Raw genomic sequence first — 23519 nt, 5'->3', positions numbered from 1 at the left:
TTGCCGACACCGCGACGGTCCGCGTCCAGGTCTTCGACAACCAGCTGCCACTTGGTGGAGAACTGGCCCATGTTGAGGTTGTTGTTGATCGTGATCTCGGGATAACCGGCGCTTGCCGCAACACGGCCATAGCCGGTGTTCGTGATACGCCCGGTCAGGTCGACGATGCCGCCACCTGGCCGCAGGGGCTTCACGATCAGTTGAGCGGCCTGCCGATCATAGATCAGCGTGTAATCCGGGGCCGAGGCCGCTTCGATGGTCGTGTAGTTTGCGCCGCCGCGTTGGGCGGCCTTGATCTGGTTCGCAATGTCGTCCGTCATCTCAAGGTCGAAGACCTTCTTGCCGGCCTGGATATAGCCGTTCAAGTTGATGTACTCGGCGTCGATCGTGACCATATCGGCCTGGATGTTCGGCGCGTTCGGATCGACCTGCGGTGAATAATCACTGCGCGAGTTGACCGGCGCGGCACTGGTGCCGACACCATACTGGCTGGCAAAAACGCCAACCGGGTCGCCGCTGACATGGGCCTGCTGCACACCCGAGATGCTGATGGACGACTTGGCCTGCAAGATCAGCGATTTGACCTGCACTTCGCCGGTGATCAGGATCGAACCGCCGTTCGACGGGTTGATGATCGTCAGCTTGGCCGTCGGCGCAATGATGTTGCCCTTGATCGTGATCGATTGGGCCGGCGGCACTGCGCCGGTCTTGGGATCGGCGTAAAGCGCGATGTTGCCGACCTTGATGATGATCTCGGGCACACTGTTGTCGGTTCCCAGAGAGCCGTTGACATAGCCGAAGCCCGCCGTCGGCGTGCTGCCGGCATAGCGCCCCAGATTGTCGTCACCGTTGTAGGTCTGGTTGTTCTGATCACGGTCAAACGCGTTGGCCGCCATGATCTTGGCATTGACCGCCGCCGCGTTGGCAGAGTTCAGCGTGACATCCGTGCCGTTGAAATAGATGCCGCCGTTGAACATCGGGATGGTCATCCCCGATATCACCAGTTGCGCCGGCGAGTTGTGCAGAATCTCGATCCGCGCGCTCTTGGGCACGTTGAAGGTACCGCTGCCTTGCAGATAGTCGGCCAGCACCCGCACGCGCCCGGCCTGGGCGTTGACGGGGGCGATGGTGACAACTTCCACCACCGGGGACAGCGGCAGAACCGCATTCCCGCGACGTTCCGCCAAGCCAAGGGCCAGAAGCTCGTCTTCCAGGCGCTTGATCTCATCGGTGTAGAACTGCTTCAGCGTCTGGTTGTTGGACGCCGAGTAGATCGCAAGGTTGGCCTTGGCCTTCTGGATCTCGATGAACTGCGGAGCCTCAAGACCGGTCTGCGTCCGTGTGAAGGCGATGGTCGGTTGCCCGTTTTCATCCTTGGTCGTGGTATAGCCGGTTGCTGTCGGCGTGATGTCGTCCACCACGGTCTGCCCCAAGGAATTCACCTTGGTCACCAGAATCCGGTTGCGACGCTGGCCCGTCACGACGTCACCGTCATTGATGACCGAGCCGAAGGATTCCGCACGCCGCGCCCCGTTGCCAGAGCCGACACTGCCGCCGCCAAGCGCATTGCCAAGCGCAGAAGTCCAGTTGGTCGCCTTTGCAACGCCGGTTACGCCGACATCACCCCAGCCATCGGCGTTCAGGTCGATGTTGGCGAAGCTTTCCAGATGCGCGCCAGAGAAGACGTGAACGATGTTGTCGGCCTGATACAGGGCCACCGTCTTCAGATCGCTGATCGGAATGGCCGAGCCGGCGAAGTTGTCCACGCGAGAAGAATAGTTCTGGTTCGGCAAGACCAGATCCTTGTTGGACCCGGCCGACAGGTACATGTTGCCTTCGGCAATCGTGCTGGACCCGTTCAGCAGCAGGATCTGCTGCAGCGGCGTCACGATGGTGGTCGCGGTGCCAATGGCAACGGTCGCCGCCCCGAAGGTTTCGCTGTAGGATTGCAGGTTGGTGTTGCCGATGCCGGTGGCCTCGAACTCCAGCATGCCGGCTGCCGCGATATGGGCATTTTCCGAAACCACGATCTGCGAGACAAGGTTGTTGGCGGTCAGCGTGCCATAGGCGCCGGCCCCGGAAATGGCGCCGCCGGTGACCAGCTTGACCCGGTCCTCTTGCTGCAGCGTGTTCTCGGTCTTGATCTTCAGGTTTCCGGTGCCGTCCGTCGTCGTGACAAAGGCATTGTGGCCGATGATCATTTCCGCGGTGAAATTGATCACCGTGTTGGTGGTCGAGCTGGCTCCCGAAGCGACGCCGCCGGTCTTGGCATCGACATAGGTGTGACCGTCCAGGGCGTTCGCAACGATCGCGTCGATGCTGCCCGCCTGCACGTCGTCATAGTTGCCGATCCGGCCCTGCGTATGGCCAGACACGTTGTGGGTGACCGACGCACCAGAACCCGCGATCGCCCCGAAGGCGCTGGTCGAGATATTGCCCGTCGGCACCGCGCGATACGTTGCAGCGATGGCCAGCGTGCCGCCAACCGTCACAAGCGCGCGGTTGCTGGAGGAGGTGCCATCGACGAAGCCGGCAAAGACGCCGCTGCTTTCGTTGGTCACACCCTGCGCCGCAGCGCCAGAAGCAAGCCCGAAGGCCCCCGCCTGGATGTCGAGATAGTTCTCGTCGGTGGCAGAACCCGAAACCGACATCGACCCGGCGTAAGACACCACGACATCACGATCCACATAGGACGAGACGTTGGAGTATGAGTTCAGCGTCCCATCCGTTGCGCCCACGCCAATCAGACCGCCCGCCACGCCCTTCGACGTGGCCTGTTGCCGCCCACTGGACTCCGCCCCAACCGACAGCGCCCCGGCAACCGAGAACAGCCCGCCCGTCAAGGCCGAGATGACATTGGCCCGGTTTGTCGATTCCGCGTTGGTCGACTGCACACCCAGCAGGATGCCGCCACCCGAAGCATAGGCTGCCACATCGACCAGATCCTCGCCGGTCTTCGCCGCAAGGCTGGCCACGACACTCAACGCGCCAAGCGTGAAGGTCGCACCCGCGCCACCCACCAGCGCCTCGACGTCAGAGGTGATGCTGACCTTCGCCACAGAGGCGCCGATGCCCATGGTGCTGCCGACCGCAAAGCCGCTGACCACAGCCTCCGAAGACATGCGCCGGATCGAATTGACAGTCAGCGAACCCGCCGTCACGTCCACACCTTCGGCGCGGGCGTAGAACACGCCCCCCGCTTCGACCGTGGCCGTGGCACCCGAGGCCGCCACACCCACCATCCCCGCCGCGATGGAGTTGGCCGAGATGTGGGCCGTCAGATCGCTTTCGGAATTCAGGATGACCCGCGTCGCACCGGTCACGTTGACCGATTGTGTGCCGTTGCCGGTCAACAGCGCTTCACGAACCCCACCGTCCTTGATCTTCGCATCGGCGCCACCACCCGAAATCGCCGCACCGAAGCCGCTCGACACCGACAACGACGATGCCTCGGAGGTGACGTCGATCGTGCGGTCGTCGGTGGCCAGGATGTCCAGCGAACGCCCGGCACTCAAGGTGCTGTCGCGCATCGAGGCGCGCAGATTGCCCCCGATCAGGGCACTGGCCAACGACACGCTGATAGAGACGGCAGAACCGGCCCCAGCCAGGGTGCCGGCGATGGCCGCCGACTGCACCTGAGCCGAGATGCTGCTGGTGTCCGATGCCGTGATCGAAACACTGCCCAATGCGGCACTCAAGGTCGCGCCGTAGACGTCGGCAACGGTATCGTATTCGATGTCGTTGTAGGCATTCGCCCCCGAGCCCGCGCCCGAAGTTCCCTCGGTTCCAGCCACGATGGCAACGGCAAAGGCGCCGACATTGGCCGTGATGCTGGAATGCATCGTCGCAGCGACGGTGATGTCTGCACCACCCGCGCCACCACCGGTGACCGACGCCCAGTTGGAGTCATGCGCATAGTCGATCGCGAACAAATCGCGGTTGCTGAGCGCCGGTGCCGTGGTCTTGTACTGGTAGACATTGCCGTTGGCTGCCGCGACCAGCATTCCGGGCACGAGGTTCTGCAACTGCCGTCCGGCGGTCAGATAGTTGAGGCTGGCGTCGAAGCTTCCGCCCGGCGCGGCCGAGGTCATCTCGTACCAACCCGGATCGTTCACCACATCCACGTTTAGCGTGGTCGGCTGCTGATAGGCGCGCATCCGGCCCTGATCGTCCAGAACCACGGTCCCGTCGATCCAGGTCGTGTTGGTGGCGGCATCCGACACAAGCGACCAGACATCCTTGCCCTCGACGATACCGCGGGCAAAATCCTTCGTGACAGAGATCGGCGAACCGCTGGTCAACCGGAAGAACCTGTCGGTGCCATTATAGCTGACGCGCAGCAGATCGCCCGCAGACACCGTCACGCCGCTGGTGGTGGCTTGCTTGACGCTGGACGACAGGACAACCTGATCCGTGATATCGGCCCAAGCACCAGAGGTCGCATAGCTCTTGCTGGCGATGTAATCGTTCGACACCGTCACAGGCTGCGTCGTGACCTGCTGATAATAGTACGTGTGGCCGCCGTCTGCGACAGCCAGAACCGTTCCCTGCACCATCGTGACCGTGGCCGACAGCGGCACGGTCGCGTCAATGTAGGTGCCCGCCGCCAGAAGCAGCAGACCCTTCTCTTCCGACCAATCCGGGACGATCGAGGTGGCCGTGGCGTTCACATGCGAGGCTTGCGCCGCAATCACGCCGTTGAAGTAATCAGCACTCGTGCGCGGATCGAGCGCGTATTGCAGATCGGTAACTTCGACGCTGCCGCTGCGACCGGCGTAGCGGATGTCCAGCTTGGCAACCACACCACTGACCGTGACCAGAACCGAGCCTTCGCGGGCTGCCGTGTCGGCGTCCGCATTGGCCGTGCCAGCGCCAGCCGTCAGCGTATAGACGCCAGTGGCGTCGGTGACGGTATGATTTGCCCCATCGTCCTTGGCAAAGCTGAAGGTCAGGGCGTTGCCATCTGCGTCATAGGCAACCAGCTCGACCTTGTCGCCCTGCGCCAGATCGAACCCATTGATCCGGAACGTCAGATCATGGACGCCGGCACGGAATTCCCCACTTGCGCCGGCCCCGAAGGCCAGCTCGACACCGGTCTTCTGACCGGTGGTATGGGTGCCTGCAATCACGAGCGAAGAGCCCGGATCAAAGCCGCCATCGGTGTAACTTGCGCTGTCTTTCACCTTGACGGAACTGCTTGCGACGCTGTCGGTCAGCGTCAGCGCCATGGCCTGCGCCCCACTGGAGAAATCCAGCCCCGATACCGTCAACGCGGTGTCGGTGGTCTTGCCGCCGATCCAGTTCAAGCCATCGCTGGCATAGCCGACATAGTGGTAAGCGGCTCCACCGGTCTGGATATAGTCCCCCGTGTTGATGTTTTGCCCGGTGGACAGGTCGGAATAGACTTGGCTTCCGTCCAGCACCTGCGCGCGCAGCCAGTCAGGCGAAGACAGGTCCGGCACACTGCCGGTAACCGTGCAGCCCGTGCCAACGTAGAAATAGTAATCGCTTCCGACGTGATAGACGTCGTTCTTGCTCAGCGCCCGGGGCGTGCCGACGGTGCCGGTCTTGGCAGCCGCAATCTGCGAGGTGGTCAACACCACCGCCCAGTCCGACGGATCCGACGCGATCGACGAGGACGCAGCAGGCTTGAAATACCGATAGATCTTGCCGTTGCTGGCAACGATCGTGCCAGCCTGCAGCGCCGTGATGTCCGAGGGGCTTGGCAAGGCGATGGCCGCACCCGGGGTGGCCGCACGCCCGACCTGGAACCAGTCGGTTGCCGCCGCAAAATCCAGCGATGTCAGCGACACATCCGCAGGCTGGTCGCCCATGTACTGGTACAGCTTGCCATCGGGGGCCCGCGCGAAGGTGCCGTTCTGAACCGTCACGGTTCCGCTGTCGAGGCGGATGGCATTGGCCGCCGTTGCAATTCTGGCCCCGTCCGAAATCAGGGCGAACGCACCGGCCCGTTGTCCGTCCGGCCGTCCGAAGCTGCCGATCAGGTTTTGCGCCACCGAAGCGCCGACCGAGGCCGCTCCGCCGCCAAGCGCGCCACCGGCCAGCGAAACCGCGGCAGAAATGACGTCAGAGGCGATGTCGGCGCTGCCATCGGCCGTGACCGAAAGCGCACTGGCCGTGTAGATCGAAACCTCGCCGATATTGGCCACAGTCCGCGTCGAGATGGTGTTCACCACACCTACCCCGGCCCCGGCAACCGCAATCCCGACGGCCCCGACCGCGATGCTCAGCGCCACTGAAGCGCCAAGCGCCTTGATCGAAGCGTTGTCGATGGCCGCGACAGAGATTCCGCCGACGCTGGCGCTGACGAAGCTGTTGTCAACATCGCTCGAACCCTCGGCGTCCTCGTCCCCGGTGATTTCCGCGGTGGTGGAGGACAGAATCCGGTTGTCCGCTTGCGATGCAGCGATCGAGATCGAAAGCCCCGCCAAACCGCCGGAGACCGAGAAGGCGATCGCCGCCGCGATCGCATCGATATGCGCGGTGTTCGTCGCACGCACGATCAGGCTGTCGACGGTCACATGCAGGTCGCCCGAAAGTCTGGCTGCCGTATCGGCGTTGATCCAGTTGCGCGCTCCGACCCCTGCCCCCGCGGCGGCAAGACCCGCGCCGCCCACGGCGACTGCGCCCGCCCCCGCGATCACCAAAGCGTTGATCGTCTGGCCAGCGGTGGACACCACATTGGAGGCGCCGCCCTTGCTGACGACCGTCGCATCTTCGATGACAGCCCAGGTCCGACCCGCCACGGGCGCGTCGGTGTCATTGGCATCGGTGGCCGAGGGCGTGGCGCCCGACAGGCTGTAGCCGATGTAGTTTTCCGACAAGGCTGCGCCGATCGAAACCCCGACCGATCCGCCGCCGCCCGATGCCACCGACAAAGAGGTGGCCAGAACAGTTGCCTGGATCTTGCTTTGCGCACCGGCTTCGACATGGACGCCGCCCTGCGTTGCCCGGCTGCCGGCTGCGGTCTTGTTGCCCGAAATCCGGGCAATCGTGTCAGTGTTGACCACGTTGACGGCACTTGCGCCAGCACCGGCCATCGCGATGTTGGCCAAGCCACCACCCGAAACCGCAAGCCCTGCGGCTTGCGACAGTGCGTTGATCGACACGCGCTGCACGGTATAGCTGCCGCTCGACTTGTCGAGCACCCATTGCTTGCCAGACGTGCTGTCAACAATCGCCCAACGGCGACCCGCCAAGATTTCCGAGACCCGCAAAGCCGACGCCGGGCCATCAATGCCGGCGCCGCTGGCGTTCATGTCGGCGTAAAGCCGGCTGCGCAGGGCGTCGTCACTGGTGACATCGCTTTGCAGCGGGTTGCCATCACTGTCCGTGGCCGTGCCGGTCAGATCGGTCAGATCGCCCGAGGTCAACGAAGTCGACAACCCGTAAGAGGTCGGGGCCGCGTTGGTGTAGGCCGTGATGGTGATCGACTGGTCGTCGGCCCCGCCGGTGCCATAAGCCACCAGATCGCTGGTGCGCGATTCCGCGAGTACACGGTTTTCCAGAATGTTGGTCGCATCAGCCACGCCAACCGCAACCGACACGCCGACCGCCGCGAAGCTTGCCGCCAGGGCCGATGCCCCGGTGACCGCGTCGATCTGGCTGTCGTCGGTGGCCGTGATCGCCACCTCGTTGTCCGCCGTAACGGAACTGGACAGCACCAAGGCTGACACATTGGTCGCCAGCCGGTTGGTCGCTGACGCGCCCGAGCCCGACACGCCGATGCCAACCCCGCCACCCGCGATGGCCGCCGTAACGGCCTGCACCATCGCACGGATTTCCTGCGTGGACGCCGCATTCACCGTGACATTGCCGCCGCTGTTGACCGTGGAATCCACGATCCGCGCTGCAATCACCGCACCCTGCCGGGCTCGGCCAACTTCACGCCAAAGCTTGGAATTGGCATAGTCCATGACCGCAAGCATGCCGCCCTTGGCCCATTTGGTCTTGTCCGAGAAATCCAGCGCCGAAGGCCGCGAGGACAAGTTGGAGCTGCCCAGATAGGTATAGATCGCCCCGGTCGCCGCATCATAGATCGCGTCGTTCTTCTTGATGGTCCGCGTCGTGGTATCGGTGGTGCTGTATTTGCCGAAATCCGACGCCTGAATGGTGTTCGGACCGACATATTGGAACAGTTGGCCCTGACGCACGCCCTCGGTCACGCCAACGACATCGCCGGCATGGATCGCCTTGGGGGTATCCGTGGCGGTGGTGTAGGTGGGCGTCGTGGCATCGGCACCAAAGCCGATCTCGTTGCGCGCAATCGAGATGCCGATGGCCACGCCAACGCCGACAGCGCCACCGGCGGCGGCCAGCGCCGCCGCGATCACGGTCGCCTCGATGGAGCCGGTGCTGCGGGCGCGAACCAGCAGATCACTGCCGCTCGTCACCGTCGCTCCGACGATTTCCGCCGTCGTGCTGGTGCCAATCGTGTTGCGGATGCCGACACCGGCACCGGCCACGGAAATCCCGACCACGCCGATGGACGCGGCCAAAGCTGCCGCTGCGCCAAGCGCGTGGATCGAGCTGGCATCCTCGGCGGTCACCGAAATGCTGCCGGTCGCATTGACCCGGCCGGATCCAGCCACGTTCGGGGCACGGGCGATGGTCGCCTGCACGATGCTGGTGATCTCGTTGGAGGCATCCGTCGCGGCGATCGACAGCGCGACCCCCACCATGCCACCCGCGATGCTCAGCGCAACGGCCGCGGCAACGGCATCAATGCGCGATTGGTTCTGCGCGCTGATCGTCACCTGCGTTGACTGGATGTCGGTGCCAGAGCCGAAGATGCCCGCCACGGTCGATCCGCCAATGCGGTTCACCGCACCCACGCCCGAGCCTGCGGCCGCAATCCCCACCATGCCGGCGGCGATCCCCATCGACCCGGCAAAGACCAGCGCGTCAATCCTGCGATCAGACTGCGCCGAGATGTCCAGCGCAGAGCCTGCACCCGTGCCATCGGTGCCGCTCAGCGTCAGATTGGTGACCTCGGCGCGCACGGCGCCCCGATCGGAACGGGCGTTCCCGTCCAGATCGAAGCCAATGTAGTTGTGCGCCACCGCAGCACCGACAGCGATGCCGACGCCAACCTGACCCACAGCTGCCGCCAAAGCCGCAGCCAGCACGGTCGCGTCAATCGCCGAGATGTCGCTGGCCGTGACCGAAATCTTGCCAGCCGGATCGGACTTGATCGTCGTGTTGGAGAGAATCGCGACGGTGTTGGAGGTGACGGCGTTGACGGCCGAAGCCCCTGCCCCGGCAACGCCAACGGCGACTTGCCCGGCCGCAATGGCCAGCGCGGCGGCCGCACTGATCGCGGTGATCGTGCTGCGCTTGGACACCAGCTGATTGCCCGACTTGTTCAGCGTCCACTGACGCCCGCTGGCATCGACCACCGACCAGCTTTCGCCATCCTTGACAGACGACACCCGAAGGCTGGCCAGCAGGCTGTTGTCGCTGGACGTGTCGGCATCCACGACTTGTCCGGCAGCTTCAAGCGCGGCCTTCAACGCCCGCAGGGTCGCTGCGTCTTGTGTGGCCCCGTCGGTGCCCGCCTCGTCCTGCTTGGCGGCATCATCCAGCCGGTCGAAGGTGAGATTCCCCCCGGTGGTGATATTATGGGACAGCATGCCGGCGCCGGTCTTGGCCTCGATGACCAAGGGTGTGGCGGTGTCCGACAGGCTGATGAGGGACAGATTCGACGCCTCGGCGACAACGGAATTGTCCACCGCGTTGCTGGCAATCGACACGCCGATCGACACGGCGATGCCGGTCTGGCCAAAGGCCGCCGCGATGGAGGCCGCTGCGGCAACCGCACTGATCGTGCTGTCGTCGCGGGCCGAAATGGTCAGCCGCGTTGCCGTGACCGATCCGCCCGAAACCCGCGCCGCAACGTCCGATGCGGTACGGTTGGTGACCCCGACACCGCTGCCCGCGAGGCCGATGCCAGTCTGGCCGCCCGCAATGGCAACAGACCCCGCGACGGTGATCGCATCAATCGCAGAGGTGTTGGTGGCAATGACCTTTGCCTGACCGCCGGTCAGCGTGATGTTGGAATTCAGCACCTGCGCCCGGATCGCCGCACCGTTGCGCGACAGATCGACCCGTTTGAACAAGTCCAGCTTGCTGTAATCCAGAACGTTCAGGACGCTGCCCTTGATCCACAGATTGGAATCCGAGAAGTTCAGCGCCGCGCCCGTTCCCAGCGGGCTGTCGCCCAGATAGGCGTACAGCGCCCCGGTCGCCGCGTCATAGACCACGTCGTTCTTTTCGATCGCGGCATCGCGGCTGTGGTTGGACTGGAATTTGGCAAAGTCTTTGGCCTGGATCGGCGTGCTGCCGATGTATTGATAGGCCTCGCCCGCCTTGCCACCGGTCGGGATGTAGATGATCTGACCATTCGACACGGTTGCCGGCGTATCCGTGCCCGCCACATAGGTTGGGGCGATGGATTGCTGGCTGGATTGTGCAAAGCCGATGTCATTTTCGGCAATCGCCATGCCGATCGAGGCGCCAACGGCGGTCTGACCCGCTGCCACGGCGGCCGAGGCCGCCACCACCGTGCTGCGCACGATGCTGGTCGAATTGGCGGTAACCGACATGTCGCCGGCATCGCTGACGATGTCCGCCGCGATGATCTCGGCCGCAACGCCGCCGTTGATCCGGTTGCGCGCAAAAGCGCCTGCGCCCGAAATCGCCACGCCGGTCTGGCCAAAGCCCGCCGCCAGCGAAGCCGCCATCGAGGTGGCGTTGATGATCGCCGTTTCCAGCGCAGACACTTCGATGCTGCGCCCGTCCACCACCATGCCAAGGCCGGTGTCGGTCGGGGCAACGCCCGACAGAGAGATTCCCCCCGCCAGCGTGTCAATTCGCGCCGCCGTGTCGCCGCCGATCACGTTTTGCGCAATCGACGCGCCAAGGGCGACCGCAATGCCCTGCTGGCCAACCGCCACCGCCAGCGACGCCGCGCCGACGAAGCTGTAGATCCGGCTGTCATTGATGGCCGTGACGGCAAGGCTGCTCGCCTCGATCCGCTGAACCGTATCGCCATCCCCTGTGATCGCGGCGCGCGTTGTCACCTCGATGTCGTTGATCGCCACGGCGCCCGAACCGCTGATGGCAACCCCGGTCTGCCCGCCTGCAACCGCCGCCGCACCGGCGACCACCGTGGCCACCGTCTGCGTGCGGTTGTTGGCGCTGACCTGCATGCCACCCGTGGCAATGATGCGCGAATTGCTGACATCCGCCGTGACAGAGAAGGTGTTGCCCGCCTCGCCGATGGAGTTGAGCGCCACCGAAGCACCGATGGCCACGCCGACACCGGTCTTGCCGAAGCCAAGCGCCGCTGCAACGGCCACGGCCACGGCGTTGATGCCCGCCTCGCCCGTCGCTTCGACGATCACATTGCCCGAAGAGGTCAGGTTGCTGTCACTGATGCCAGAGGCCGTTCCGCCCCGCACCGCGTTGTTGATGCCGACACCTGCGCCCGAAATGGCAAGCGAGGTGCCGCCGCTGGCACTGACGCTCAACGCCGCGGCCACGCCGATGGCCACCACCGTGTCCTGGCGTGCGACAAGACGCGCGCCGTCCGGCTTCAGGGTGAAGGACCGGCCACGATCATCGACCAGAATCCAGCCGTCATTCGACTGCGCCTTCGACAGGCGCAATCCGTCGTTGTAGACGCCGAATTTGCCGTTCGGCTCTTCGTAGACCATCCACTTGTGACCGGATTCGTCCGAGATGCGCCAGGCGCTGAACGGATCGCTGCCCGCGCTGTCCATCAGCTGCGCAACGCTCAGGGCTCCGTCAAACGCGACGCCCTGACCGGCAAACAGCGCCATCAGGTGGCTGCGCGCCGCTTCCACCGCTTCGGCGGCGTCATTTTCATTCTGGGCCGTCGGGTGTTCCGGCAGCAACGCCTTGGTCCCTTGGGACAGCAGCGTCAGCACTTCCGGCCAGGTTGCCTGGCGCAGCACGTAACGCTCGGTATCCGTATCGGCCACCGTGACCGTTTCGGTCAGCGGCAATTTGGTGGCAGGATCGGTCGAGGGAACCTGACCCGCATCGAACAACGCCAGATCGGCGATCGGGTTGTAGGTCGCAATCTTGCCATCCGACGGCAATGAGGTGTTCATCGCGGCGACAAGGGTGGTCCAGGTCGCCACAGAATTGGTCCAGGCGGTCGGGTCAATTTCGACATTGCCCTGCGCGTCCTTGGTCACCGCCAGCTGCGTGGCCGCGTCAAGCTTGGCGCTCGTCAGGCCCGTGGCAGAGATGTTGATGGTTCCCGGCGGGGCAACCCATCCCCGCACCGTGACATTGCCAACCGAACCGAAGACCGTATCAATCTTCGCCGAGGCCATGGTATCGACGTCGTTGAGCGAGATCGACAGACCCACCGCGATCGAGGTGGCGCCTTGCGTCCCGCCAATCGCCGCTGCCACGGCGGCCCCGATCACAACGCTCTTGATCTCGGCCCGGTCTTCACCCAGCACGCTGACATCGCCACCGGTCAGGTTGTTGATGCCGCGGATCAGGGCCTTGCTGCCCCCCCGGATGCGGTTGCGCGCCACAGATCCGGCACCCGCCAGCGAGGTGCCGCCCTTGGCCGAAGCCGCCACCGCCAACGAGGCGACGATGGCAGAAACCGCGATGGATTCCGCCGATTCCGCATGCACCAGAATGTCGCCGCTGACCGTGACTGTGCCAACATTGACGATTTGCGCCGTGGTCGGGGCCGGGTCCGCGTTCAGGTCGATCCGCTGCCAGTTGTCAGAGATCGAGTAGTCTTCCACATCCAGATAGCTCAACGCCGAACGGTTCTTGCCGATGTAGCGATAGACTTGGCCGGACAAGGCATGGTTGCCCAGAATGCGGACCGTGTCATTGGTGTGCAGCAAGACCGGATCGGACCCACTGGTGTAGGTGGTCGTGGCCGGCGGATTCTGCGTGAAGCCGATGATGTTTTCCGCCACCGCGATCCCGATGGCCGCCGCAGTGGACTGCCCCATCGACAGGCTCAAAGACGCCGCGATGTTCAGGATATTGGCCGTGATCCGTGCGCTGTTGATCGCTTCCACGGTCAACTTGCCGCCCGAATGGACGCTTCCAAGATTGCGGATTTCCGCGATCAGACCGCCGGTGATCTGGTTGAGGGCAATGGTCCCCGCCCCCGCCACCGACGGGGTCGAGCTGGACCCCAGCGACAGCGCAACCGAAACCGCGGTCGCACGGCCAATCGATTCAATCGTCGCCGTGCGCAGGGCACGAACGGTCAGGTCGCTGCCCGCTTCGACATCGCCCAGATCCACGACGGTTGCCGTGACAGAGGAGCGGATGATGTTCTGCGCGAAGTTCGCGGCGATGCTCACCGCCTTGACGTTGGACGTGCCCGCGGCGACGGCCAAGGCCGTGGCCACAAGTTCTGCGTGGATGAACGAATTGTCCACGGCCAGAACGGCCAGATTGCCCTCCGCCTTGAACGCAGCGGTGGCCGACCCGGTCAGCTGGGCCGTGACATCGCTGGTGATTTCGTTCCGGCCAAGGGCTGCGCCGATGGCGATGGACTTGCTGTCCCCGCCGGTGGCATCCACGGCCAGACTGATCGCCGAAGACGACAGTTGCGCCAGAACCTGTGTGGCCGATCCGGCCGAGATCTCGGCATCGCCAACCATGGTGTTGACCGTGGAATCCGGCAGGCCGGTGACAAGGGCCTGCGTGCTGGTCGCCACCTTGTTCATCGCGAGGATCGGCGCCACCGTGATCGACGAGGCCCCGCTTTCGCCGCCGCTGCTGGTCTTGACCTTCAGCGCCAGGGCAGAGCTTTCGATGACGGCAACGATCCCGCCCGAAGACTTGGCCTGAACCGACAAACCGCCCGTGATCGACAGCGAAGAATTGCGGATCTGCGCAAGCGTCGCAACCGTGGCCGATCCGGCAAGATTGGTGCCAACCAGCGCATCAACCGTCGCGAACAGCAGGTTGGTCGGCTGGTATCCGATCGTGTTGAACGCCAGCACGATGCCCACCGACGTGGACGCCTGCACCACACTTCTGACCGTGGCCAGGATCGAGCTTTGCGTCGCGGCCCGAACGGCCATGTCGCCGCCCACCGTCAGGTCGGAATCCGCCACAAGGGCGGTGTTGCCTCCCATGATCGTGTTGTTGGCGATCACGACGTTGACGCCAGTCGTATCGGCGCTGACGACGCTTTCGTCCTTGGCAACGATCAACGCCGTCTGCAGGGCATCGACCGAAAGGTTGCCCGTGGCCTGAACCAGCGCATTCGACACGGTCGCAGCAACATCATTGCGCAGATCGTTGCGGGCAAACAGACCGCCAAAGCCGGTGCCCTTGGCATCCGAACCTTCGATGACATTGGCCGCAATGGAGGCCTTGGAAATGATGAAATCGAGGTCGAGTTCCAGCCACTTGCTGCCGTCGGTGAAATCTTCCGTCGCCAGATCCAGCCCATGTTGCGCCTGAAGCGCGATATAGACCTTGTCCGGGTCGCCCTTCACGGCGCGCCACAGCGTAGCGTCGCTATAGTCCTGCTGGTCCAGATGCGGGTCCGACAGCGGGTCGGCTCCGACATATTCGTACACCACACCGGCCTTGCCGTTGCAGATGTCCCAATCCAGACGCACCCGGTCGCCGGCCGCCAACGAGGCCGGCCGATCCAGAACCGTCAGACCATTGTACCCAACGCGCACCCGGTCACCCAGCGTGATGTTCTGCGTGCCCGAATAGTCCGTGTAGGTCTGGCGGAAGAAATTGGCGAGGGCCTGGATCGCCAGCGCAATCTCGCCATCTCCGCCAGTCTTGGCCGAAAGGTTCACGTTCGACAGGATCTTGGCGTCATCCTGCCCCAATACGACAACAGCGCCATCGGTGGTGATCTGGCTCTGTGCACCGCTGCTGGTGATCTCGGCCCGCGCGGCCGAAGAGATCATGTTGCTCGCCAGAATGAAGCCGGCCGCCACGGCAGAGGCCGATTTTGCCGCCTTGTCGCTCAGTTGTGACGAGGTGGCATTGGTCACCTGCGACAGGATCGAGGCGGTCGAGACCGCCCGCACGGTCAGATCGCCGCCAGCCTGGATCGACGAGCCGTCGATCTGTGCCACGGCTTCAGACTTGTGTTCGGTCCCCAGATTGGTGCCAACCAACGAGTCCGCGATGTGGCTCCACAGCGGTTCGGGATCGTAGCCGATGCTGTTGAACGCCATCGTGGCGTTCACGCCATTGCCGTCCGACGTGATCGAGCTGGCATTACGTGCCAGAATGTCGGCGCGGTTGTCGGTCGACACCCGCACGTCGCCGCTGGCGGTGACCGTGCTGGCGGTGATCTTGGCAGAGGAATCGTTCTGGATCAGGTTGGTGGCAATGATGCCGCCAACGGCGGTGCTTTGCGCCTTGCCGTCGCCCTTGGCCTCGGCCACGGCGTCCAGCAGCGCATGAATCCGCGCGGCCTCGTCCATCGACACGGTGACCGAACCGGCCTGCAGGATCGCCTGATCAATCAGCGCCGTGCCGCCACTGCGAACGTCGTTGCGCACGATCAGCCCGCCGACAGCCACGCCGCCCTGCGAAGGTTCTTCCGGGTCCGGCGCATCTCCGCCGGTGCCTTCGAGGTCAAGTTTTTCGACGGTCTTCTTGTCGATCGCCCCGGTGAAACCGATCTTGAAGGTGCCGGTCTTGTCCCCGGCGGTCACGGTGATCTCCAACCCGGTCTCGCCAAGCGTGGCTTCCACGGGGTCGGTGGCCTTGGTGGCGGTCACCGTCTCTGCCGGGGCAGGCTCTGCGGGAGCGGGATCGGCCGGTGCAGGATCGGCCGGCGGCGTCTCGGCCGGCGTTTCCGCTGCCGGTTCCGGCGGCTTGATCGTTGCCTTCTTCAATGCGGCAGCAATGTCTTCGGCGGTCGCCCCTTTGGCGATGCCTTCCGCGATATAGGTGGTACCGTTCACCACGACGGTCAGCGTGTAGGTTTCCTTCGGCGGAACCGTGATGTTAAAGCTCGGACCCTTCGGGTCATAACCCTTCTGAATCACGGTGCTTTCGACGGTCAGGCCGGTCAAAGCCTCGTCCACCGTGGTTTTGATGTCCTCGACGGCCTTTTCCTTCAGATCACCGGCAAAGGTCACGCGGTAATGCAAGGTGGTCGGCCCGGTGGCCGCAGGGGCCGGATCGGGTTCGGGCGCCGGATCCGCAGGCGGCGCTGCAGGATCAGCCGCCGGGTCCGCGGCAGGAGCTGCGGCGGCCGGTTCTTCATAGGCCGCAACCTTGCTGTTGCCGTCGCCCAGAATGGCGTCCAGCGCCTTCTGGATTTCCGCCGTCTGATCCTCGACGGTGACCGTGTTGCCCTCAACCTCGGTGCTGGAGCGGACGATCAGGAAGCCGATCTGGCTGTCGATCTTCGCTTCGATCTGGGCCTGATTGACGCCCTCTTCGGCGAATTCGATGTCAAAGGCCCAACCTGCGCTGGAGGCCTTCTTGTTGTAGGTGACCGTGGCCTTGGAATTGCCGTCCTCGTCCTTGCCCAAAAGCAGGTCGATGGCGTTTTGCAGGCTGGTGCGCGTGGCCGCAACCGTGGCCCCCAGCTCCAGCTCGGCGCTGGTCTTCAGCGTGTCGTCTGCACCAGTGCCCTTGTAGGACAACTTGAAGGTGCTGGCGATGTCCAGGTCCTGACGCAGGAACAGGATGCGCTGCACCTCTTTCGTCTTGGCACCGATATCCAGAACCTTGATCGGCTCCGTGGTCTTGTCGCCATAGGTCAGGGTGAATGTCAGTTCGCTGTCGGCCTTGACCTTGTCCTTGTCGACCGTGATCGCAATGTCCTGCACGCCTGACGTGCCGGCTTCTTCGGTCCCTACCTGTTCGGCAGCGGCCGGCGCCTCGGCATCGCTGCCGTCGGCCTTGGGCTTGGGCTGCTTGGTCAGCGGAATGTCGAACCCGATGCCTTTAAGCACCTGAATGCCAACGTCGAAGGCCTGCGCATAGACCGGGTCCTTAAGATCGTCCGGGGTGATGTCCCCCAGCGCAATCTTCGGGATCGTGTAGTCCAGCTTGGCCGTCGTATCGACCAGATAATCCGACAGCTTCACGTTGTTGATCTTGGGCAGCACGGCGTCCCAGATGTCGGTCAGGTCAACCAGCAGGTGGTTGGTCGCGCCAGCCTGCAGCATCGGGCTGCCAAACTGATTGATCAGCGTGCTGACCGGCAGCTTCTCGGACAGGTTGTAGCCCAGCAACGAGAAGGTCAGCGTCGGATCGGTCAGGTCCAGCGTCTTGGGCAGGACCTTGAGCGCAGCCAGAAGGCTGTCCTTGAAGGCATCCGGGGAATTGATGCTGAAGGTGGTCGCTGTGTCCCAATAGGTGTCAGGGCGGCCCGCAAGGTCCTTAGCGTCCCAGATCAGCGCATCCAGATCAACGTCCTTGATGATCGACTTCGGCAGCGTCACCGCCGGCAACGAGGAGTCGAACAGAAGCGGGTTGTCGACCGGCAGCGTCAGCGCCTCCGTGGAATCATAATGCAGCTTGAACGCCTTGCCGTAGATCGAGAACTTGATGTCGAAGGTCGGCAGCTTGTAGCTGGTCGGCAGCTTCTTGATCAGCGTCACGTCCTTCTGGTCGGGCGCATCAATATAGAAGCCGAAGTCCAGTTTGGGCATGAAGTAGCTGGCATCGCCCGACAACAGGGCCGCGACCAGTTCGGGGAACTTGGGATCATCCCAGCCGAATTTGGCCTCGATGCCATAGTCGACCATCTTGCCCTTGTATTCGACCTGCCCGACGACCTGCTTGAAATCGTAGTTCGGCAGTTTGATCTTCGGCATAACCAGATCGACCGAGATCGACGGCAGCGCCAGCCCGGAATCGCCCGCAGCCCCAAGGCCGAAGACAAAGCCCGTGCTGGTCAGCCGGAAGCCCGCCGGGACAACCCCCTGCTTGGAGATGAAGTCCAGAATGGTCAGATCGTCCCACCCGGCCTTGACCTTGACGCCAACGGTCATGCCGTCCTTGCCGATCGGCAAGGTGGTGGTGAAGGACTTGGCCTCTTGCGGCATCGCCGAATAGAGGAAGCCGAGCGTGGTGCCCATGAAGCCGACGGGCGGCGGAATTTCAAACCAGTAGCGGGTGTCGGCGAAGTTGGTCTGTGACAGGTTCAGCGTCGTGTCCGTGCCCATGAACCGGTAGATATGGCCAACCGTGCCACCGGCCGTATGGCCGTCCTTGACGAAAACCTGATTGCCAAAGGCAACCTCAGTGTCGCCTTCGTCGCTATAGTCGTTGACCTTGATGTATTCCTTGCCAGCCGTGGCCGCATCGACGGTGGTCGCCAGAACGGTGCCCTTGGCCGTGATCTCTGCCGCGTCCTTGGAGGTGACAGACAAACCGCCGCTCACCAGAACCGTGCCAACCGGCGACAGCAGGGCGGAATCGGCATGCGACGACACAAGGTTCGTCGCCAGAACGATCGAGGCTGCAGCCCCAGCCGCGCCCGATTTGGATTCGTTCAGCACAGACGCCGTGATCATGGCGGCATTGTCCGCCGCAACCGTCAGATCGCCGCCCACCACCAGTGCCGAGGTCTTGACATTGGCAGTGACGGTATCGGTGTCCTGCGACCCGATGCTGGTGCCCAGCAGGGTGTCAATCGTGTTGGCGAAGATATTCGACGGGGCCCAGCCCACGGTGTTGAAGGCCAGCGTCACGCCCACGGCTGTTCCAGTACCGGCAGCCGACTGCGTCGCGGTGTTGGTCGCAGAAATGCTGCCGACGTTCTTGGCGGTCACCGACAGGCTGCCGCCGGTCGAGATGTCAGAATTCTCAAGCGTGGCGGCCGATTTCGACAGCACGAGGTTGGTCGCAATCACGCCACCAGCGCCGATCGAGGAATCCTGGCTGTCCTTGTCTTCGGTCGATTCCGTCTTGCCGGTCAGCTCTGCCGTGATTGTGGTGGCTTGATCCGCCGTCAGGATCAGGTCGTTCTGCACCAGCAGTTTCAGGCCCGTGATGGTGGCTTGCACATCGCCACGCGCGTCGTTCAGCACCACGACAATGCCCACCGCCGCACCGCCACCGCTGCCAGCCGTCATCGCGGTCTTGGCATTGATCGCCGCCGTGTCCTTGGCCGCCACGTCGAGGGACCCCACGGAATAGTAGTCCGGATCGGCAAATGCCGAGGTGACCTTGGCCGTGGTCGAGGTCAGAACCCGGTTGGTGGCCAGCACCAGACCAACCCCTGCGGACCCCGAACCGCCCGCCGTCGAACTGTCGATCGAGGCGTCCAGCAGCGCGCCGTTCTGCGCCGCACTCGGGTCTGTCGCACCGGCCAGCACGCGCATGGCCCCGCCCGCGGCGAAGACCGAATTCAGGATCTGCGCCGTGGTGGCCGCAGCTTGCTGGGTGCCAAGGCTGGTGCCCAGCAACGCACTGGCGCCTTGGGTGAAGATGTCGGAATTGCTCCAGCCAATGCTGTTGAAGGCCAGCGTGATGCCGACGGCGGTGCCATCGGATTCCGCCTTCATCGCGTTGCTGGCCTTGATCAGCGTCACCGTGTCGGCCAGAACATCCAGCCCACCGCCCGAAACAACCGTGCCGCTGGAAATCGTCGCCTCAGCACCGCCCAGAACCATGTTGTTGGCAATCAGGCCGCCAATGGCCGTGCCGCCATCCTTGCTTTCGGAATCCTTCGGGGCCGCCACCTTGGTCGTGCCCGAGGCCGTGGCCTCGATCTGCGCCGCCCCCTTGGCCGACAGCGAGAAGTCGCCGCCCGACTGCAAGGCCATATCCGTCAACAGCGCCTTCACACCGCCGTGCACATCATTGCGCACAACAAGCCCGCCCACCGACGAGGTCCCGCCCGAGGATTCCAGCGTGACATTGGCCGTGATCGTCGAGGTGTCCTGCGCCGCATAGGACAGGTTGCCGGTGACATCGACCAGCGGCAGCAGCGCCCACGCACTTTCATCGCTGAAGTCCGCGTGCGACAGGTCCATCGCCTCGCCCGCGCCGATGTAGCGATAGCGCCGCCCGGCCTGACCGTTGGTGCGCCGTCCATCATCAACCAGCACCACGTCATTCGGGACCAGCGTCACCGGTCCGCCAGTCGAGCCAGAGCGGTGGTCCACCGTATCGGTGACGATGATCTGGCTGCGCGAACTGACGCGGTTCATCACGACAACGAAGCCCGCGCCGACCTTGTCGGTCGAGCTTGCCACCGCAGCCAGCTTGGCACTGATCGCCTGCGCGCTTTCGGCGGCAACAGACAGATTGCCGCCCGCCGTCATTTCGGCATTGGTCAGGGTCACCAGCGCATCGGCAGGCGTCTCGGTCCCGATATTGGTGCCGATCAGCGCATCAATCGTGTTGAGCAGGATGTTCTGCGGCTCAAGCCCCACGGTGTTGAAGGCCAGCGTGATGCCAACCGCCGTGCCATTGCTTTTGACGGTGGCAGAGTTGTCCGCCGTAATCGTGCCCGACGTGCGGGCAAGGTAGGACACATCCCCCCCCGCGATCAGCGACCCGCGTGTCATCGTCAAATGGGCGCTGGTCAGGATCATGTTGTTGGCAATGAACCCGGCTGCGGCAAGGCCACCAGCCTTGGCGTCCGCGGAAATCTCGAACGACCCGCTCAGGGTCGCGGTGATGGTTGCACTGGACCGCGCCGCGAAATCCGCACCGCCATCCGCGTGCAGCGTGTCATCGGTCAGCGTCAGGCTTGCGCCGTTGCGCACGTCGTTGCGCGCAGCAAGGCCGCCCGCAGCCACGGTGCTGCCGGCCACCTTCAGCGACACATCCGCCGTGATGGTCGAGGTTTCGTTGGCCAGAACAACCAGGGCGCCGCCCGATACCGTGGCGCCCGTCATGCTGACGCCGGTCCGGCTGGCCACCATGTTGCTCGACAGCAGGATCCCCGCCGCCGCCGCCCCACCCGAGGCCGCCGCAGCGACCAGCTTGGCGGTGATGGATTGCGTATTCTCTGCCGTGACCGACAGCGTGCCGCCGTTGGCCGTCAGGGTCGAGGCCCCCGAAATCGTCACAGTATCAACGGACTCCGCCTTGGTGCCGATATTCGTGCCCAGGATCGAGTCGATGCTGTTTGAGAAGATGTCCTGCGCCTGCCAGCCAATCGTGTTGAAGGCCAGGCTCACGCCGACCGTCGTCCCGTGCCCGGACGCAGAGGCGGTGTTTTCCGCCGTGATGGTGCCGGTGTTGGCCGCCGCAATGGTCAGATCCCCCTGAGAGGTCAGCGCGGAATCCGTGACCGTCACCGTCAGGCCGCCCAGAATGGCGTTGGTGGCGATAACCCCGGTCAGCGCGAAAGACGGCTGATCGGATTCCTCTGCCTTCTCTTCCGCCTCAGGCTGCGTGCCGCTCACCGTGGCGGTGATCGTTGCCGCTTCGACGGCATTGGCCGCAAGCGCCCCACCCGCCGACACCGTGGCCCCCGTGAACGCCATGCCGACGTTCGAGGTGATCAGGTTGCGCGCGAACAGCCCACCCAAGGCCGGCCCGCCCTTGCTGGCCGAGGTCACACTGCCATCCGCCGTGATGGTCGAGGTGTCCGAGGACTCCAGCGTGATGTCGCCACCCGCCGCGATGTTCCGGCCATCGGTATTGGTGATGGTCAGACCAACATTGGACACAATCCGGTTGCCCGCCACAACCAGACCAGCCCCCAGCGACTTGTCAGCGGCGCTGGCACTGGCCGCGACCTTGGCTTCGATCGTCGGCCGCGCGACGGCCGAAAGGGTGACAGCGCCGGCGGCATCCACCAGCACATTGGTCATCGTGACATGCGTCTCGAACGGATCCGCGCTGCCGGCAACCGTCGTGCCAAGAATCGTGTCGAAGGTATTGCCCACAACACCGGCCGACCCCGAATTCCAGCCCACGTTGTTGAAGGCAATCATCGCCGCCACGGCGGTGGAGTTGGATTCAACCCCGCCATCGACGACCGAGGACAAATGCATCCCGTTGGTGGCCGCAACGGTCACATCCGCCGCATCGCCCGTCGTGGTGATCGAACCGCCGGACAGGCTGACGGTCACATGGGCCAACACCTCGTTGGCCGCAACCATACCGCCAATCGCCACTTGCGGCAGACCGGTTGACCCTGCACTTGCCCCGCCACCGACTTCATCCGGGAAGGACACGGCTCTGCCCGCCAGATGCGCGCTGATCACGCTGGAATCCGTGGCGGTCACGCCAACAGCGCCCACGGACTGGATCACCACATTGGTCAGCGAAACCGAATCCGTGACCGACACGTCGTTGAAGCCGAACGCCGCCAGAATCATGGCAAACTTCGGCGGATTGTCCACAGCGCCTTGCACCGGGCCCTCAGCCGTCACTCTCAAAGCGGTCAGCGCTTGGATTTGCACGCCAGCGGCGTCCGCGTCGATCGTCCCGTCCGAACCCGTCACCGTGGCAGAGCTCTGCACTTCGTTCCAGGCCAAGATCCCTGCGGTAGCGTAATGCGTGGAGTCGACGGCATCGACATTCACGCCGCCGCCCGAAACAATGTGCGACGTCCCCAGATCGACCGAGGCGGAGTCAGTGGCGTGGATGTGCACGAACTTCAGCGAGTCCAGCACGGCTCCAAGGTTTCCACCCAGTCCCATATTGGCGGCGGCAGACACTTGGCCCGTCACCGTCGCCTCGATGTTCACAAAACTGCCTTCAATCGCGACCGGATTTTCCTCAGAATCGCTGATCGAAACCGCCGCCGTGGCCGAGCCCAGTTGATAGTCGTTGATACCGATGGACGTGTCCGAGAACGCCCGATGGACAGAGGCGGTCACCGAAACCAGACCGAGCCCGGTGATCCCGCCAGACACCGCGACCTGAGCCGATGCATTGCCGCTCGCAACCTGCAAGGCCGAAGCCTCGATCACCGCATCGCCGCTCACCGAAAGGGAATCGGTCAAGGTGATCTGCGTCGCCCCGCCCGAGGTCGCGGAATCCGCCAGCAGCGACAAGGACCCATTGATCCCCAACGCCCCGTCCGACAACGTGCTGCTGCCAACAGAGATGGATTCCGACTTCACCGTCAAACTGCCCAGCGAAACCGCGCCTTGACGATCGATCGTGACGGAATCCGCCCCACCCAGGGCATCGACCGACACGGCCAAGCCGGAATCGTCAAAGCCGTCGCCGAAGGTCAGCTTGATCTGGTCGTCATCCGCACCGCCGGTGATGTCGATCTCATCATTGGCCGAAATGTCATAGGTCACATCCGGCGTCGTCACCGGATCCGCCGCATGGACAACAATCTGACGATTGCCCCCGGCCGTCTGGTCAAACCGCAGCTCCACCTGCCCGGCATAGGCCCCCAAAGCGATCGAGAACGGGTCCGCGCTCATCAAAACGCGCGGCTCCAGGGCCTCAAGCTTCCAGGCGTGATCAGCCCGCGTCAGGTGGGTGCTTTCGGGCACTGCTCCCCGCCGCAGGACACGACGACGGGCGCGCCGAAGGGCGCGGGAAAGTGACAT

Annotated in this window: 1 protein-coding gene (running past one end of the window); it reads right to left on the bottom strand. The window is 64.0% G+C overall.

The genetic code is table 11. From position 1 onward, the window contains the following. Positions 1-23519: the 5' portion of an LEPR-XLL domain-containing protein gene (locus tag AC1Y2B_RS02260; protein ID WP_482251448.1), read on the bottom strand. It extends 16948 nt beyond the left edge of the window; the window shows 23519 of its 40467 coding nt (coding positions 1-23519); its start codon is at positions 23517-23519; its stop codon lies off the left edge, out of view.

The sequence above is a fragment of the Stagnihabitans sp. genome, assembly GCF_964946895.1.
This window is presented reverse-complemented; position numbering and strand designations above follow the sequence as displayed.